The organism is Streptomyces sp. PA03-1a (assembly GCF_033792805.1).
In the GTDB taxonomy this organism is placed as follows: domain Bacteria; phylum Actinomycetota; class Actinomycetes; order Streptomycetales; family Streptomycetaceae; genus Actinacidiphila.
In genome coordinates, this window is the sequence record NZ_JARAVO010000034.1 from 35,399 (window position 1) to 50,793 (window position 15,395).

Annotated in this window: 11 protein-coding genes and 1 riboswitch; of the genes, 8 read left to right on the forward strand and 3 right to left on the reverse strand. The window is 73.5% G+C overall.

The window, feature by feature from the left end:
- The first annotated feature begins 72 nt into the window (after positions 1–72).
- Entirely contained in the window at positions 73–1,722 is a 1,650-nt protein-coding gene (locus PV341_RS10385; RefSeq protein ID WP_500321936.1) for a glycoside hydrolase family 13 protein, read from the forward strand.
- 69 nt (positions 1,723–1,791) lie between these two features.
- On the opposite strand, the gene PV341_RS10390 is transcribed toward PV341_RS10385, so the two are convergent.
- Positions 1,792–4,242 (reverse strand): DNA gyrase/topoisomerase IV subunit A, encoded by a 2,451-nt coding sequence (locus PV341_RS10390; protein WP_500321997.1) that lies wholly within the window; start codon positions 4,240–4,242, stop codon positions 1,792–1,794.
- Positions 4,243–4,448: 206 nt separating this feature from the next.
- Between PV341_RS10390 and PV341_RS10395 the strand changes: the two genes are divergently transcribed.
- Both PV341_RS10395 and PV341_RS10400 read left to right on the forward strand, forming a co-directional pair.
- Positions 4,449–5,801 carry a M16 family metallopeptidase gene (locus PV341_RS10395; protein WP_500357444.1) on the forward strand — a complete coding sequence of 451 codons (1,353 nt, stop codon included), beginning with the start codon at positions 4,449–4,451 and terminating at the stop codon, positions 5,799–5,801.
- Between the two features lie 17 nt (positions 5,802–5,818).
- Entirely contained in the window at positions 5,819–7,189 is a 1,371-nt protein-coding gene (locus tag PV341_RS10400) for a M16 family metallopeptidase (protein WP_500321996.1), read from the forward strand.
- Between the two features lie 70 nt (positions 7,190–7,259).
- On the opposite strand, the gene PV341_RS10405 is transcribed toward PV341_RS10400, so the two are convergent.
- On the reverse strand, positions 7,260–8,105 hold the full coding sequence (locus tag PV341_RS10405) for a class I SAM-dependent methyltransferase (RefSeq protein ID WP_500357446.1): 846 nt from the start codon (positions 8,103–8,105) through the stop codon (positions 7,260–7,262).
- A 278-nt stretch (positions 8,106–8,383) separates the two neighbouring features.
- Positions 8,384–8,540: riboswitch (cyclic di-AMP (ydaO/yuaA leader) on the forward strand.
- A gap of 15 nt (positions 8,541–8,555) precedes the next feature.
- Between PV341_RS10405 and PV341_RS10410 the strand changes: the two genes are divergently transcribed.
- On the forward strand, positions 8,556–9,320 hold the full coding sequence (locus tag PV341_RS10410) for a M23 family metallopeptidase (protein WP_500321932.1): 765 nt from the start codon (positions 8,556–8,558) through the stop codon (positions 9,318–9,320).
- Positions 9,321–9,540: 220 nt separating this feature from the next.
- The gene (locus PV341_RS10415; RefSeq protein ID WP_500357447.1) at positions 9,541–10,233 is read left to right on the forward strand and encodes a GntR family transcriptional regulator; all 693 of its coding nucleotides are present in this window, start codon (positions 9,541–9,543) and stop codon (positions 10,231–10,233) included.
- Between the two features lie 215 nt (positions 10,234–10,448).
- Here the strand turns inward: PV341_RS10415 and PV341_RS10420 are convergent, their stop codons facing one another.
- Positions 10,449–10,730 (reverse strand): HPr family phosphocarrier protein, encoded by a 282-nt coding sequence (locus tag PV341_RS10420; RefSeq protein WP_499514490.1) that lies wholly within the window; start codon positions 10,728–10,730, stop codon positions 10,449–10,451.
- Between the two features lie 120 nt (positions 10,731–10,850).
- Here PV341_RS10420 and PV341_RS10425 point away from each other — a divergent pair, with 120 nt between their 5' ends.
- Genes PV341_RS10425 through PV341_RS10435 form a run of 3 tightly spaced genes read left to right on the forward strand, consistent with a single transcriptional unit; the run spans position 10,851 to position 15,374 of the window.
- Complete coding sequence (locus tag PV341_RS10425; protein ID WP_500357448.1) at positions 10,851–13,574, forward strand: bifunctional acetate--CoA ligase family protein/GNAT family N-acetyltransferase; 2,724 nt, start codon at positions 10,851–10,853, stop codon at positions 13,572–13,574.
- A gap of 28 nt (positions 13,575–13,602) precedes the next feature.
- A complete protein-coding gene (locus PV341_RS10430) occupies positions 13,603–14,190 on the forward strand; it encodes a DUF5998 family protein (protein WP_499514492.1) in 588 nt (195 codons plus the stop codon).
- Positions 14,190–15,374 carry an alkaline phosphatase family protein gene (locus tag PV341_RS10435; RefSeq protein WP_500357450.1) on the forward strand — a complete coding sequence of 395 codons (1,185 nt, stop codon included), beginning with the start codon at positions 14,190–14,192 and terminating at the stop codon, positions 15,372–15,374. The genes PV341_RS10430 and PV341_RS10435 overlap by 1 nt, the downstream gene beginning before the upstream one ends.
- Positions 15,375–15,395 lie beyond the last annotated feature (21 nt).

The following is a 15,395-nucleotide window of genomic DNA, read 5'->3' on the forward strand; positions in this document are numbered from 1 at the left end:
CACCCGTCCAGCACCACGCCGCCCGCCACAGGGCGGGCGGCGCGGTCCCAGCTGCCCGAAAGGACCAGTCACGTGGCAGACACCCACCCGGCCGAGGCCACCGACGCGTGGTGGCGCGGCGCCGCCATCTACCAGGTGTACGCACGCAGCTTCGCCGACGGAGACGGGGACGGCACCGGCGACCTCGCCGGGGTGCGGTCCAGACTGCCGTACCTGGCCGCGCTGGGTGTGGACGCGCTCTGGTTCAACCCCTGGTACCCCTCGCCGATGGCCGACGGCGGCTACGACGTCGCCGACTACCGGGCCATCGACCCGGCCTTCGGGACCCTGGCAGACGCCGAGAAGCTGATCGCCGAGGCACGCGCCCTGGGCATCCGCACCATCATCGACATCGTCCCCAACCACATCTCCGACCAGCACGTCTGGTTCCAGGCGGCCCTCGAGGCCGGGCCCGGCAGCGCCGAGCGCAAGCTGTTCCACTTCCGCACCGGCCGTGGCGAGGACGGCGAGCTGCCGCCCAACGGCTGGCGTTCGCAGTTCGGCGGCTCAGCCTGGACCCGGCTCCCGGACGGCGACTGGTACCTGCACCTGTTCGCCCCGGAGCAGCCCGACCTCAACTGGGCCCACCCCGCGGTGCGAAGGGAGCACGAGGACGTCCTGCGCTTCTGGTTCGAGCGCGGCGTGGCCGGGGTGCGCATCGACTCGGCGGCCATGGTCGCCAAGGACCCGGACCTGCCCGACTTCGTGGAGGGCACCGACCCGCACCCCTACATCGACCGCGACGAGTTGCACGACATCTACCGTTCCTGGCGCAGCGTCGCCGACCCCTACGACGGCGTGCTGATCGGCGAGGTGTGGCTGCCGGACACCGAGCGCTTCGCCCGCTACCTGCGTCCCGACGAGCTGCACACCGCCTTCAACTTCGACTTCCTCGCCTGCCCGTGGGACGCCGGCCGGCTGCGCGCCTCCGTCGACGCGACGCTCGCCGCGCACGCTCCGGTCGGTGCCCCCGCGACCTGGGTGCTGGCCAACCACGACGTGACGCGTACGGTCACCCGGTACGGCCGCGCCGACACGGGCTTCGACTTCAAGACCAAGGCCCACGGCATCCCCACGGACCTGGAGCTCGGCACCCGGCGCGCCCGCGCCGCCGCCCTGCTGACCCTGGCCCTGCCCGGCTCGGTCTACCTGTACCAGGGTGAGGAACTGGGGCTGCCCGAGGTCGAGGACATCCCGGCCGAACTGCTGCAGGACCCGATGTACTTCCGCTCCGGCGGCACCGACCCGGGCCGTGACGGCTGCCGGGTGCCGCTGCCCTGGTCGGGGGACGCGCCGCCGTACGGCTTCGGGGGCGAGCACCCCTGGCTGCCGCAGCCGGCGGACTGGGCGCGCTACACCGCCGAGGTGCAGGAGACGGACCCCGGTTCCCTGCTGAGCCTGTACCGGACGGCGCTGGAGCTCCGCCGCGCGGAACCCGGCCTCGGCGAGGGCCCGATGGACTGGCTCGACGGTCCCGGCGACGTGCTCGCCTTCCGCCGTGCGGGCGGGTTCGCCTGCGTGGTCAACCTGTCCGCGGACCCCGCCGCGCTCCCCGCGCACCGGCAGCTCCTGCTGGCCAGCGGACCGCTCGCCGAGGACGGCCGGCTGCCCCGGGACACCTGCGTGTGGCTGCGCCTGGACGACCCGGCCGGACCCGGCGGGGCGCAGGCGTACGCGTCCTGACACCGCGTACGCCGAGGGGCGCGGCACCCGTACCGGGTGCCGCGCCCCTCGGCGCTGTGGACGTGCCGGTCACACCGGGCCGGCGACCACCGAGACCCGCTTGGTGAGGGCCACGCCCGAGCCGTCCCGGCGCGGGTCCTTGGGCGGGAGGTCGGCCGGCGCGCCCGTGGAGGTGGCGGCACGGGCCGGGGTGCAGCCGGCCCAGGCGAGGAGCAGCATGTCCTCGCCCTTCAGGAAGCGCTGGCAGCGCACGCCGCCGGTCGCCCTTCCCTTGCGCGGGAACTGGTCGAACGGCGTGAGCTTGGCCGTGCCCTCCTCGGCGCCTGCGAGCGTCTCCCGGGCCCCGGCGAGGGTGAAGACCACGGCGTCGGCCGAGGGGTCGACGGCGGTGAAGGAGATCACCTTCGCGCCGTCCGTCAGCTTGATGCCGGCCATGCCGCCCGCCGGGCGGCCCTGCGGACGGACCTGGCCCGCCGGGTAGCGCAGCAACTGTGCGTCGTCGGTGATGAAGACCAGGTCCTCCTCGCCGGTGCGCAGTTCGACCGCACCCACGATGCGGTCGCCCTCCTTGAGCGCGATGACCTCCAGGTCGTCCTTGTTCGCCGGGTAGTCCGGCACGACGCGTTTGACCACGCCCTGCTCGGTGCCGAGCGCCAGACCCGGCGAGGACTCGTCGAGCGTGGTGAGGCAGAGCACCTGCTCGTCCGGTTCCAGCGACAGGAACTCCGCGAGCGGCGCCCCGCCCGCCAGGTTCGGCGCACCGGAGGTCTCCGGCAGGATCGGCAGGTCGATCACGGCGATCCGCAGCAGGCGCCCGGTGGAGGTGACCATCCCGATGTCGGCCCGCGCCGTCGTCGGGATCGCCGAGACGATCACGTCGTGCTTGACGCGCTTGCCGTCGCCCGGGGCCAGGGCCTCGCCGTTCGCCGTACGGGCCAGCAGCCCGGTGGAGGAGAGCAGCACGCGGCACGGGTCGTCGGCGACCTCCAGCGGCACGGCCGCGACGGGGGCCGCGCCCGGCTCCATCAGCAGGGTGCGGCGCTCGGTGGCGTACTTCTTGGCGACCGCCGCCAGCTCGGCGCCGACCAGCTTGCGCAGCTCGGCGTCGGACTCCAGGATCCGGGTGAGCTCCTCGATCTCGGCGGTCAGCCTGTCCCGCTCGGACTCCAGTTCAATCCGGTCGAAGCGGGTCAGCCGGCGCAGCGGGGTGTCGAGGATGTACTGGGTCTGGATCTCCGACAGCGCGAAGCGCTCGATGAGGCGCTCCTTGGCCTGGGCGGCGTTGTCGCTGGAGCGGATGATCGAGATGACCTCGTCGATGTCGACCAGGGCGACCAGCAGGCCCTCCACCAGGTGGAGGCGGTCCCGGCGCTTGCCGCGGCGGAACTCGCTGCGCCGCCGGACGACCTCGAAGCGGTGGTCGAGGTAGACCTCCAGCAGTTCCTTCAGGCCCAGCGTGAGCGGCTGGCCGTCGACCAGCGCCACGTTGTTGATGCCGAAGGACTCCTCCATGGGGGTCAGCTTGTACAGCTGCTCCAGGACGGCCTCGGGGTGGAAGCCGTTCTTCACCTCGATGACCAGCCGCAGTCCGTGCTCGCGGTCGGTGAGGTCCTTGACGTCCGCGACGCCCTGCAGCTTCTTCGAGCCGACCAGGTCCTTGATCTTGGAGATGACCTTCTCCGGGCCGACCGCGAACGGCAGCTCGGTCACCACCAGGCCCTTGCGGCGGGCCGTCACGTCCTCGACGGCCACCGTGGCGCGGATCTTGAACGTGCCGCGGCCGGTCTCGTACGCGTCCCGGACGCCGTCCAGGCCCACGATCCGGCCGCCGGTCGGCAGGTCCGGGCCGGGGACGTACCGCATCAGCGTCTCGAGGTCCGCGTTCGGGTAGCGGATCAGGTGGCGGGCGGCCGCGATGACCTCGCCCAGGTTGTGCGGCGGCATGTTGGTTGCCATGCCGACCGCGATGCCCGAGGCGCCGTTGACCAGCAGGTTCGGGTAGGCGGCGGGCAGGGCCACCGGCTCCTGCTCCTGGCCGTCGTAGTTCGGCGTGAAGTCGACGGTGTCCTCGTCGATCGACTCGACCATCAGCATCGCGGCGGGCGTCGTGCGGCACTCCGTGTACCGCATCGCGGCCGGCGGGTCGTCGTTGCCGAGCGAGCCGAAGTTGCCGTGGCCGTCGACCAGCGGCACGCGCATCGAGAACGGCTGGGCCATGCGCACCAGCGCGTCGTAGATCGAGGAGTCGCCGTGCGGGTGGAGCTTGCCCATCACCTCGCCGACGACGCGGGCGCACTTCACGAAGCCGCGCTCGGGGCGCAGCCCCATCTCGTTCATCTGGTAGACGATCCGCCGGTGCACCGGCTTGAGCCCGTCGCGGGCGTCCGGGAGGGCGCGCGAGTAGATGACCGAGTAGGCGTACTCGAGGAAGGACCCCTGCATCTCGTCGACGACGTCGATGTCGAGGATGCGCTCCTCGAAATCGTCCGGCGGCGGGGTCTTCGTGGTGCGGCGGGCCATCAGGGCGCTGCTCCTTCGGCTGGACCTCATCGGATAAGGACACGGGACTGTCGCGGACCATTGTGGACCGCCCCACCGACAGCCCGGACCACCCCCCCGCCTCATACGTGGCGGTGACGGGAACTTCGCGGGCCGTTTGTCCGCTGCCTAGAGTGGCAGGTCTCAGCACAAAACAACGAGTACGCGACCGGAAGGACAGCTTGCCCATGGGTCACACGGCCACGCCGGAGGCAGAATCCGGCGGCCTCACCGCGACCGAGCACCGCCTGGCCAACGGCCTGCGCGTCGTGCTCTCCGAGGACCACCTCACCCCGGTCGCCGCGGTCTGCCTCTGGTACGACGTCGGTTCCCGCCACGAGGTGAAGGGCCGTACCGGACTCGCCCACCTCTTCGAGCACTTGATGTTCCAGGGTTCGGCGAACGTCAAGGGCAACGGCCACTTCGAACTGGTCCAGTCCGCCGGCGGCTCCCTCAACGGCACCACCAGCTTCGAGCGCACCAACTACTTCGAGACCATGCCGGCCCACCAGTTGGAGCTCGCGCTCTGGCTCGAGGCCGACCGCATGGGCAGCCTGCTGTCCGCACTGGACCTGCAGAGCCTGGACAACCAGCGTGACGTGGTCAAGAACGAGCGCCGCCAGCGGTACGACAACGTCCCCTACGGCACCGCCTTCGAGCGGCTGACCGCGATGGCGTACCCGGACGGCCACCCGTACCACCACACCCCCATCGGCTCGATGGCGGACCTGGACGCCGCCTCCCTGGAGGACGCGCGCGCCTTCTTCCGGACCTACTACGCTCCGAACAACGCCGTCCTCGCGGTCGTCGGGGACATCGACCCGGAGCAGACGCTGGCCTGGATCGAGAAGTACTTCGGCACCATCCCGTCCCACGACGGCAAGCCGGCGCCCCGTGACGGTTCACTCCCCGGGGTGATCGGCGGGGAGCTCCGCGAGGTCGTCGAGGAGGACGTCCCCTCGCGCGCCCTGATGGCCGCCTACCGGCTGCCGCACGACGGCACCCGCGAGTCCGACGCCGCGGACCTGGCGCTGACCGTCCTCGGCGGCGGTGAGTCCTCCCGGCTGCACAACCGCCTGGTGCGCCGGGACCGCAGCGCCGTCGCGGCCGGGTTCGGCCTGCTGAGGCTGGCCGGGGCGCCGTCGCTCGGCTGGCTCGACGTGAAGACGTCCAGCGGCGTCGAGGTGCCCACCATCGAGGCCGCCGTCGACGAGGAACTGGCCCGCTTCGCCGAGGAGGGCCCGACCCCGGAGGAGATGGAGCGGGCGCAGGCCCAGCTCGAGCGCGAGTGGCTGGACCGGCTCGCCACCGTCGGCGGCCGTGCCGACGAACTGTGCCGGTACGCCGTGCTGTTCGGCGACCCGCAGCTCGCGCTGACCGCCGTCAAGCGCATCCTGGACATCACCGCGGACGAGGTGCGCGCCGTCGCCGCGGCCACCCTGCGGCCCGACAACCGCGCCGTGCTGGTCTACGAGCCCACGGGTTCGGCGGACGCGTCCGGCGAGGACTCCGACGAGGACGAGGAGGGCGCGGACCAGTGACCGACGTCCACACCACCATGACGTTCCACCCGCAGCCACGGCCGGGACAGCCCAAGCCCTGGGACTTCCCGGCCCCCGAGCGGTCCACGCTGCCCAACGGGCTGACGGTGCTGCGCAGCCGGCGCCCCGGCCAGAAGGTCGTCGCCGTCGAGGTGCTGCTCACGGCGCCGCTCGACGCCGAGCCCGAGGGCCTGGACGGCGTCGCCACGATCATGGCCCGGGCCCTGTCCGAGGGCACCGACAAGCACACCGCCGAGGAGTTCGCCGCCGAGCTGGAGCGCTGCGGGGCCACCCTCGACGCGCACGCCGACCACCCCGGCGTCCGGGTCTCCCTGGAGGTCCCCGCCTCCCGTCTCGACAAGGCCCTCGGCCTGCTCGCCGACGCGCTGCGCGCCCCGGCGTTCCCGGACGGCGAGGTCGAGCGGCTGGTGCGCAACCGCCTCGACGAGATCCCGCACGAGCTGGCCAACCCCGCGCGGCGCGCCGCCATGGCGCTGTCCAAGGAGCTGTTCGCCGCCGACCTGCGCTGCTCCCGGCCGCGCCAGGGCACCGAGGAGACGGTCGCGCGCATCGACGCCTCCGCCGTCCGTGCCTTTTACGACACGCACGTACGGCCGTCCACCTCGACGGCCGTCGTGGTCGGCGACTTCACCGGGATCGACCTGGAGGCGCTGCTCGAGAGCACGCTGGGGGAGTGGAGCGGCAAGCCCGCCGAGCGCCGCCCGCTGCCCGCGATCACCGCGGACGACACCGCGCGCGTCGTGATCGTCGACCGGCCCGGGTCCGTCCAGACCCAGGTGCTCATCGGCCGCGCCGGCGCGGACCGCCACGATCCCGTGTGGGCCGCCCAGGTGCTCGGCACGTACTGCCTCGGCGGCACGCTGACCTCGCGCCTGGACCGCGTCCTGCGCGAGGAGAAGGGTTACACCTACGGCGTGCGGGCCTTCGGCCAGGTGCTGCTGTCCACGCCCGAGGGCACCGGCGTCTCCCTGCTCGGCATCAGCGGGTCCGTGGCGACCGACGTCACCGCGCCCGCGCTGGCCGACACCTGGCAGGTGCTGCGCACCCTGGCGGCGGAGGGGCTCACCGACGAGGAGCGCGACGCCGCCGTGCAGAACCTGGTGGGCGTCGCGCCGCTGCGCTACGAGACCGCCTCGGCGGTGGCCGGGACCTTCGCCGACCAGGTCGAGCAGTCCCTGCCGGACGACTTCCAGGCCCGGCTCTACGAGCGGCTGGCCGTCACCGGCACGGTGGAGGCGACGGCCGCGGCCGTCAACGCCTTCCCCCTGGACCGGCTCGTGGTTGTCCTCGTCGGCGACGCCTCCGTCATCGCGGACCCGATCCGCGAGCTGGGCATCGGCCCGGTCGAGGTCGTCACGGGCGGCTGACCGGTAGCTCCGCACCGCGGCCCCGGATGCCCTTGCGGCACCCGGGGCCGCGGTGCGCGGGGCTACCCGTTCAGCGGTCCAGCCGGGCCGCCGCCACGTTGATCCGCATGCCGCACGGAACGCGTCCGCCGGCTCCGCTCAGGCCTGCGGCCCGGTCCAGGAACACGGCGCGCAGCTCCTCGGCCGGCTCCTCGTCCAGGACCTCCATGTCGTAGAACGTCCCGGTGAGGGCGGACCAGACCTCGTGGGGCGTCCCGTCCATGCCGATGACGACCGTCTCCCAGGACAGCGGTGCGAAGCCGAGGGGTGCGAGGAGCCCGTCGAGCCCCTCCCGGCTCCGTGTCCTGCGGTCGCCCAGCCGCGGAAGACGCCGCTGCGCCGCCTTGAAATACGGCACGGCCAGCGTCAGGAAGAGCTCCACGGCCTCGCCGGGGACGGGCCCGCCGCCGACGGCGACGGCGAACGTGCCGCCCGGTGCGAGCACCCGGGCGGCCTCGGCCACGACCCGGTCGGCGTCCGACATCAGCATGAGCGCCATGTGGGAGACCACGGCGTCGAAGGAGCCGTCGGCGAAGGGCAGCTCCTGCGCACGTCCCTGCCGCAGGTCGGCGCCGGCCAGCGCGGGCCGCCGGCGGGCGAGGGCCAGCTCGCCCTCCGACAGGTCGACGCCGGCGGGAACCTCGGCCCCGCGCCCGGCGAGCAGTTCCAGCAGGGCGCCGTCCGCGCAGCCGAGGTCCAGGACCCGCCGGGCGCCGGCGACACGCTCGGCGAGCACCTCGTAACTCGTCCGCCCGTCGCGGGTGGGGGCGGCCTCGGTCCCCTCCGACTGACGGCCGGGCATCCGGTCGTGGAAGGCGCGCAGGAAGTCCTCGGCGGCGCGGGCGGCGTCGGTGGCCGCCCCTGGTGTCGTGGTCACCCCGTGACCCTACGTACGCGGTGCCGCCACCGGGTCCCGTTCGGCCGGGCCGGACGGTGACGCCGGTCACCGCGGCCCGCGCCACGGCCGTGCGGGGGCTTCCGGGAGGGGTGCGCACCGCCGGGGAGCTGCGGCATCGCGGTATTGCGGACGGTTGCGACCGGTTGGCGGCCGGTGTGGCATCCCGCACATATTGCCGGATTTTTTTGGAACCGGGAGCAACGCCTGGTTAACGTCCTCGGGTTGCCCGGCGGAAGCAGCCGCCTCCCGCGGCACCGGAGCAACGATCGCCGAGTCCCCGTCAGGCGTGAGCCTGGGGAGCCGGGGACCCACCTGAGATGTCCCTGGGGTGAATCGGGCGGCCTGCCGCCGCCCGTAGGAGACCTTCCTGCTCCGAACCCGTCAGCTAACCCGGTAGGCGAGAAGGAAGGAAAGGATCCCCGCCTGCCCATGGCGTCGTTCTCCATACGTTCCACCCTGGCCGGCGCCGCCGCGCTGACCACCGTCACCACCGGCGCGTTCGTCGTGCCCGCCGCGGCTGCCGACGCCAGGGCCGAGGGTTCCGCCTTCGCCCGCTGCGCCGCGGTCGCCGGGGACCTCGCCGCGCACCTCGCCGACCAGGCCTCGGCCCAGCACCGGGCCGCCGTCGTCGCGCAGAAGCGCCACGACGCCCTTGTCGCGCGCGCCAAGCGTGCCGCCAAGGAGGCCGCCGCCAAGGAGGCCGCCGCCAAGGCGGCCAAGGCCAAGGCGGCCCGGGAGAGCGGCACCGCGCACGCCTCCCGGAGCGCCGCCAAGGGCCGCGGCACGCTCGGCGGCTGGATGCTGCCGGTCGCCGGCTCCATCGGCACGCCCTACCACGCGACCAGCAGCCTGTGGTCCTCCGGTTACCACACCGGCGTGGACTTCCAGGCCTCCGTCGGCACCCCGGTGCACGCCGCCGGCGCGGGCACCGTCGTCGAGGCGGGCTGGGGCGGCTCCTACGGCAACAACGTCGTGATCCGCCACGCGGACGGCATGTACACCCAGTACGCCCACCTGTCCTCGCTGGGCGTGTCCGTGGGCCAGACCGTCTCCGCGGGGCAGCAGATCGGCCTGTCGGGCGCCACCGGCAACGTGACGGGGCCGCACCTGCACTTCGAGGCCCGTACGGCACCGTCCTACGGCGCCGACGTGGACCCGCTGGCGTACCTGCGTTCCAAGGGCGTCCGCATCTGAGCCATTCCCCTCCCCCCACACGAAGGCCCCGGTTCCCCCGCCGGGGCCTTCGGCATGCCGGCGCTTCCCGGCCGCGGGGTGTCCAAAAATGCTCCATGAATTCAGGGCAGCCGTCGGAATCGGCGGCGTGCTGGAATAGAGTCGCGGCAGAAACGCCGGCTCCTCCGTTACACGGGGATTAAAGGACGGCCGTCGGCGCGCACCGAAAGGAACCTGCGATGTGGGGTCGTACGTGAAGGGGGCCGGCGGCGCGGGCCGCCCGATTTCGGCCCGGGCGGTGTGCACCGCGATCCGTGACGACATCATCAGCGGGTTCTTCGCGCCGGGGAGCCGGCTGACCGAAGAGCAGTTGGCCAAGCGCTACGGGGTGTCCCGGGTCCCGGTGCGCGAGGCGCTGCGCACCCTGGAGTCCGAGGGCTTCGTGCGGACCCGCCGGCACGCCGGGGCGTCCGTGGCCGAGCCGACCGAGCAGGAGGCCGCCGACCTGCTGGACATCCGTGCCCTGCTGGAGCCGCTGGGCGCCGCGCGGGCGGCGCAGCGGCGCACCGAGGCCCATGTGAAGGTGCTGCGCGGGCTCGTCCGGCTGGGCCAGGAACGTTCCCTCCGGCGCCAGTTGTCCGACCTGCCCGCGCTGGACGGCTGGTTCCACGAGACGCTGGCCCAGGCTTCCGGCAGCCCGACCCTGGTGGCGCTGCTGACCCAGCTGCGGCACAAGATCGCCTGGGTGTACGCGGTGGACACCCCTGGGCGGGCCGTGGAGTCCTGGGAGGAGCACGGGGCGGTCGTGGACGCGGTGGCACGCGGTGACGCGGAGCGGGCCCGGCGGCTGATGGCGGCCCATGTGGAGCGGGCGACGGCGGTGCACCGGCTGCGCCGTCCGGAGAGCACGGGGCGCGGCGCCGCGTCGCGGTGAGGAATCGGAAACACGCCGTACACACTTCGCGCGGCCGGGTTTAACAGAAGTGCCGTATACAACTTGGGGAATTGTGCGCGGGGTATTTCCGTGCCCTATTGTGCTGCGCGCTGCCCGAAAATGACCTCGCAATGGCGAAGGGGCGGGTCCGCGAAATCCGGCCGGATTTCACGCGCAGGCCCGCCCCTTTTGCCGCACCGCGGCTCCGCGCGCTGTCAGACGGTCTCGGGGAGTTCGTCCAGGCCTTCGGAGACGAGCTTGGCGAGGCTGTCCAGAGCGGCGTCCACCCCCTCCGCGTCGGAGGCCAGCACGACCTCCTCGCCGCCGGCCACGCCCAGGCTCAGCACGGCGAGCATCGAGGCGGCGTTGACCGGGGCCCCGTCCGCCTTCGCGATGGTGACGGGGGCGCCCACGGCGGTGGCGGCGCGGACGAAGATCGAAGCGGGACGTGCGTGCAGGCCCTCGGCCCAGCCGATGGTGACGCGGCGCTCAGCCATGGTGTTGCCCTTCGGGTCGTTCCTGGGAGGTCTAGACCAGTCTGCCATGCCTCGGACACCGGTCCGTCCCCACATCGTCGCACCGGTCCCGCGACCGGCAGGTGCCCGTACGCTTGGGCCATGACGACGCCGTCCGCCGCAGAGCGCGACTACCCGGTCCACTGGGAGGCGGACGTGGTCCTGCGCGACGGCGGGATCGCCCACGTCCGGCCCATCGCGCCGGACGACGCGGGACGGCTGGTCAGCTTCTACGAGAAGGTCTCCGACGAGTCCAAGTACTACCGCTTCTTCGCGCCCTACCCCCGGCTCTCCGACCGGGACGTGCACCGCTTCACCCACCACGACTACCGTGACCGCGTCGGCCTGGCGGCCCTGGTCGGCGGCGAGTTCATCGCGACCGTCCGCTACGACCGCACCGACGACGGCGAGGCCGAGGTCGCCTTCCTGGTCCAGGACGCGCACCAGGGCCGCGGGGTGGCCTCCGCCCTGATGGAGCACATCGCGGCGGTGGCCCGCGAGCGCGGCATCCGTCGCTTCATCGCCGAGGTGCTGCCCTCCAACCGCAAGATGATCAAGGTCTTCACCGACGCGGGCTACACCCAGCAGCGCAGCTTCACCGACGGCGTCGTCCGGCTCGAATGCGACCTGGAGCCCACCGAGCAGTCCCTCGCCGTCATGCGCGCCCGCGAGCAGCGCGCCGAGGCCCGCTCCGTCCAGCGACTGCTCGCCCCCGCCTCCGTGGCCGTCATCGGCACCGGCCGCCGGCCGGGCGGCGTCGGCCGCGGAGTGCTCCGGAACATCGTCGCGGGCGGCTACACCGGCCGCGTACACGCCGTGAACCGCTCCTTCCCCGAGGACCTGCGCACCCTCGACCCGGAGGGCGTCCCCGCCCACCGCTCCGTCGCCGAGATCCCCGACACCGTGGACCTCGCCGTGATCGCCGTGCCCGCCGACGACGTCGCCGAGGCCGTCGACGCATGCGGCCGGCACGGCGTCCTGGGCCTGCTGGTGATCTCCTCCGGCTACGCCGAGTCCGGCGCCGAGGGCCGCCGCAGGCAGCGCGCACTGGTGCGGCAGGCCCACTCGTACGGGATGCGCGTCATCGGCCCCAACGCGTTCGGCATCCTCAACTCCGCCGAGGACGTCCGGCTCAACGCCTCGCTGTCGCCGCAGACCCCGGACGCCGGACGGCTCGGCCTGTTCACCCAGTCCGGCGCCATCGGCATCGCCCTGCTGTCCGGGCTGCGCCGGCGCGGCGCCGGACTGTCGTCCTTCGTCTCCGCCGGCAACCGGGCGGACGTCTCGGGCAACGACATCCTGCAGTTCTGGTACGACGACCCGGCCACCGACGTCGCCCTGCTCTACCTCGAAACCCTCGGCAACCCGCGCAAGTTCTACCGCCTCGCCCGGCGCACCGCCGCCGTCAAGCCGGTCGTCGTCGTCAAGGGCGCCCGGCACTCGGCGGCCGCCCCGCCCGGACACGCGGTGCCCCCCGCCCGCATCGCGGACAGCACGGTCTCGGCCCTGCTGCGGCAGGCCGGCGTCATCCGCACCGACACCGTCACCGAGCTCCTCGACACCGGACTGCTGCTGTCCTGCCGCCCGCTGCCCGCGGGCCCCCGCGTCGCGGTCCTCGGCAACTCGGAGTCGCTCGGCCTGCTCACCTACGACGCCTGCCTCACCGCCGGGCTGGAACCGGGCCTCCCGCTCGACCTCACCACGGCCGCCGGCCCCGAGGACTTCCGGGCCGCCCTCTCCGCCGCCCTCGCCGACCCCGCCCACGACGCCGTCGTGGTCACCGCCATCCCGCGCGTGGGCTCCGACCTCGGCGAGGCCCCCGCGAGCAGCGACGACCCCGCGCTGGCCGAAGCCCTCCACGCCGCCGCGGACGAGGCCGGCACCGGCAAGCCCGTCGTGATCGTCCACACCGCCCTGGAGGCCATGGCCACCCGCCTCGCCGCCGTCCGCATCCCCGCGTACGGCGCCGCCGAGCGCGCCGTGAAGGCACTGGCCAGGGCCGCCGCGTACGCCCAGTGGCGCAGGGACGCCCAGGTTCCCGGCAGGGTGCCGGAGTTCGAGGACGTCGACGAGGCGGGCGCCTGCCAGGACGTCACCCGGCTGCTCGACGAGGCGGCGGAGCCCGTCGGGGACACCCACGGCGTCCCCCTCGACGACTCCGCGGCCGCCGCCCTGCTGGCCCGCTACGGCATCACGGTCCGGCCCACGCTGCCCGCCCCCGGGATCGACGCGGCCCTGGAGGCGGCCCGGCGGCTCGGCTACCCGGTCGCCCTCAAGACCACCGCGCCCCACCTGCGGCACCGCGCCGACCTCGGCGGCGTACGCCTGGACATCGCCGGCCCCGACGACATCAGCCGCGCCTTCGAGGAGCTGACCGCCCGGCTGGGCAAGCCGGAGGAGCTGCACCTGGTCGTGCAGGCCATGGCACCGCGCGGCGTCGACACGGTCGTACGCGCCACCGTCGACCCGGCCGCGGGCGCCGTGCTCTCCTTCGGCATCGCCGGCGCCCCCTCCGAACTCCTCGACGACATGGCGCACCGGCTGGTCCCGGCCACCGACCGGGACGTCGCCGAGCTGGTCCGCTCCATCAAGGCCGCCCCGCTGCTGTTCGGCTGGCGCGGCGCGGAGCCGGTGGACACCGGCGCCCTGGAGGAGCTGCTGCTGCGGGTGTCGCGGCTGGTCGACGACCTGCCCGAGGTGGTCTCCGTCGACCTCGAACCGGTCGTGGTGGCCCCCGCCGGCCTCACCGTGCTCGGCGCCTCCGTGCGCCTCGCGCGGCCCCCGGCCCGCACGGACCTCGGGCCTCGTGCACTGTCGTCCTTCTGAACACGTGCTCCGCACTAGGATGGTCGCCATGGCGAAGACCGGTACGACGACCCAGGGGCTGCGCGCGGCGATCGAGCGCAGCGGCTACTACCCCGCCCTCGTGGCCGAGGCCGTGGAGGCCTCCGTCGGTGGGGAGGCGGTCGCCTCGTACCTGGTCCACCAGGAGACCACCTTCGACGCGAACGAGGTCCGCCGGCACGTCACCGTCCTGGTCCTGACCAGCACCCGCTTCATCGTCAGCCACACCGACGAGCAGAGCGCCGACGACACCTCCCCGAGCCCCTACGCCACCACCTCCACCGAGTCGGTCAAGCTGGAGCGGATCTCGTCGGTCGTGCTGAGCCGGGTCGTCGCCAACCCCGAGTCGTACACCCCGGGCACCTTGCCCCGCGAGGTCGTGCTGACCATCGGCTGGGGCGCGGTCAGCCGCATCGACCTGGAGCCCGCCGCCTGCGGCGACCCCAACTGCGAGGCCGACCACGGCTACACCGGCTCCTCCAGCGCCGACGACCTGAGCCTGCGGGTCAGCGAGGCGGGCGACGGCCCCGAGACCGTCCGCCAGGCCCTCGCCTTCGCACAGGCGCTCTCCGAGGCGACCGCGGGCGCGGCCTCCTGATGGTCCATCCCGCCCCGTCCTACGAACCGCTCGATCCGTACGCCGCACCCGCCCCGCGCTACGGCAGCGCTTCCCTGAGCGACCTGCTGCCCGCGGTCGCCGCCGGGCTCGGCATCACCGGCGCCCCGCGGACGGCGCTCGACCTGGTGCCCGCCGACCGGGTCTGCGTGTTCCTCGTCGACGGCATGGGCTGGGAGCTGATCCGCCGGCATCCCGACGAGGCGCCGTTCCTCACCTCCCTGATCGCCGGCTCGGCCACCGGCAGCGGCCGGCCGATCACCGCGGGCTTCCCCTCCACCACCGCGACCTCGCTCGCCTCCGTCGGCACCGGGCTGCCGCCCGGCGCGCACGGCCTGGCCGGGTACACCGTGCTGAACCCGGACACCGGCGAGCTGATGAACCAGCTGCGATGGCAGCCGTGGACCGACCCGTACGTCTGGCAGCCGTACCCCACGGTCTTCCAGCTCGCCCAGGCCGCCGGCATCGAGACCTGCCAGGTCACCTCGCCGACCTTCCAGCACACCCCGCTGACGAAGATCGCCCTCAGCGGCGGCACCTTCCACGGGCGGCTCAGCGGCGAGGAGCGCATGGACCTCACCGCCGAGCGGCTCGCGGCGACCGACCGGGCGCTGGTCTACACGTACTACAGCGAGCTGGACTCCATGGGCCACCGGCACGGGGTCGACTCCGACGCCTGGCGCGGCCAGCTGATGATGGCCGACCGGCTCGCCCAGCGGCTCGCCGAGCAGCTCCCGCCGCGCAGCGCGCTCTACATCACCGCCGACCACGGCATGATCGACATCCCCTTCGACCCGGAGTCCCGGATCGACTTCGACGAGGACTGGGAGCTGCGCGCCGGCGTCGCCGTCCTCGCCGGCGAGGCCCGGGCCCGTCATGTCTACGCCGTGCCAGGCGCCGCAGCCGACGTGCACGCGGTGTGGAGCGAGGTGCTCGGCGAGCAGATGTGGGTGGCCTCCCGTGAAGAGGCGGTCGCCGCGGGCTGGTTCGGGCCCGTCGTGGAGGACCGGGTGCTCGGCCGCATCGGAGACGTCGTCGCCGTCGCCCGGGACGACGTCGCGATCGTCGCCACCCGCTCCGAGCCGGGGGAGTCCACCATGGTCGGCCTGCACGGCTCGATGACCCCCGTGGAGCAGTTGGTGCCGCTGCTGGAAGTCCGCACCTGACGCACCGCCCTCCCTGCCCAC

Coding starts and splice junctions, on each gene's coding strand:
- PV341_RS10425 (WP_500357448.1), top strand. CDS start 10,851: ATGACGACGCCGTCCGCCGCAGAGCGCGACTACCCGGTCCACTGGGAG.
- PV341_RS10410 (WP_500321932.1), top strand. CDS start 8,556: ATGGCGTCGTTCTCCATACGTTCCACCCTGGCCGGCGCCGCCGCGCTG.
- PV341_RS10400 (WP_500321996.1), top strand. CDS start 5,819: ATGACGTTCCACCCGCAGCCACGGCCGGGACAGCCCAAGCCCTGGGAC.
- PV341_RS10395 (WP_500357444.1), top strand. CDS start 4,449: ATGGGTCACACGGCCACGCCGGAGGCAGAATCCGGCGGCCTCACCGCG.
- PV341_RS10435 (WP_500357450.1), top strand. CDS start 14,190: ATGGTCCATCCCGCCCCGTCCTACGAACCGCTCGATCCGTACGCCGCA.
- PV341_RS10390 (WP_500321997.1), bottom strand. CDS start 4,242: ATGGCCCGCCGCACCACGAAGACCCCGCCGCCGGACGATTTCGAGGAG.
- PV341_RS10430 (WP_499514492.1), top strand. CDS start 13,603: ATGGCGAAGACCGGTACGACGACCCAGGGGCTGCGCGCGGCGATCGAG.
- PV341_RS10420 (WP_499514490.1), bottom strand. CDS start 10,730: ATGGCTGAGCGCCGCGTCACCATCGGCTGGGCCGAGGGCCTGCACGCA.